A 1,175-nucleotide genomic window follows, 5' to 3' on the forward strand; every position below is an offset into this window, starting at 1 on the left:
GACAGCATCACGTCCGAGAAATTCAGCGCGCTGCTGCCTGCCCGCAGCACGTCGAAGCTGATGCTGGCCAGTGTCCCGCCGCCGTTGACGCCGGGCACGTCGTCGAGCAGCGTGTCGAAGATGAAGGCGACGCTGCCGGCGTCGTTGTCGATGCTGCCCGGGCCAAAGAAGGTGCTGCCGCCCGTCGAAAGGAAGCTGCCGGCACCGACGGTGTTGGCGCGCAGCACGCTGCTGTCGAAGCCGAGCGTGAACTGGAACCCATAGAGGTCGAGCACGTTGTCGATCCGCACGTCGACCGTCACCGTCGAGCCGACGACGGCGGGAGCGGGCGTGACGGTGGTCGACAGCGTGGTCTGCGACCAAGCGGCGGGAGCCATCGTGATGGCCGCCAGCATGGCAGCGGCGATTCGGCCCTTGAAGCCGGCCCCATTCAGCATGAAAGAATCTCCTCGGTTATTTTTGGGTGGTTGCAACAGCGTGCCGCCGGTCAGGGGCAAACGGTGTCTGCCTTCACGCGCCTGGCGATGGATGTCAGGTCACGCAGGTCGACCATGCCATCGGCGTTGGTGTCGGCGCGCGGGTCGAAGCCCGGCTTGCCGGCCGACTTCCCGATCGATGCGCGGACGATGCGAAGGTCGCTGCAGCCGACAGTCCCGTCCCAGTCGAGGTCGCCCTGCACCCGCGGGTGGATCAGCACTTCGAACATCTGGTTCGACGCCGCCGACATCGTGCCGGCAATGCCGCGCGTGTTCGGCGCATTGCTGACCAGGCCGCCAAACACATACCCCAGGCGCGTGCCGCCGGCCAGGCCGTCCAGCTTGATGACGTGATTGGCATACGTCGGAACGCCAGCGCTGACGAAGAACTTGGCGTTGGTGCCGAAGTGCAGACGTGCGCCCGTGTTGTCCGTCATGAACGGAAAGTAGCCGAGGTGGCGCTGGCTGTAGGCGCCGCTCTCGTCGCGGCTGACGGCGGTGATGTCGTTGACGAACGGCAGCCTGTTGTCGGTCACCAGTTGACCGGTCTGCTCGTCCAGATACTGCAGGCTCATGCCACCGAGCAGCAGCGTGTGCATCTGGCGGCTTGCCGCGCCATAAAGCCCCAGCGATGCGGTTTCGTAGCCGTTGAAGCCCTGCTTGAACGTCGTCGCGGCAGCGGCGCTGGCCATGGAGGGT

The 1,175-nt window shown here is 65.8% G+C and carries 2 protein-coding genes; both read right to left on the reverse strand.

Annotated features, from left to right (window positions below):
• A partial coding sequence (locus tag V4F39_RS16455; RefSeq protein WP_332290793.1) for a cohesin domain-containing protein occupies positions 1-437 on the reverse strand: 437 nt, incomplete at its 3' end.
• A gap of 50 nt (positions 438-487) precedes the next feature.
• Positions 488-1,175, reverse strand: a 688-nt coding sequence (locus tag V4F39_RS16460) for a dockerin type I domain-containing protein (protein WP_332290794.1), incomplete at its 5' end; no start/stop codon positions are given.

The sequence above is a fragment of the Aquincola agrisoli genome, from assembly GCF_036621135.1.
Taxonomy (GTDB): Bacteria; Pseudomonadota; Gammaproteobacteria; order Burkholderiales; family Burkholderiaceae_C; genus Aquincola; species Aquincola agrisoli.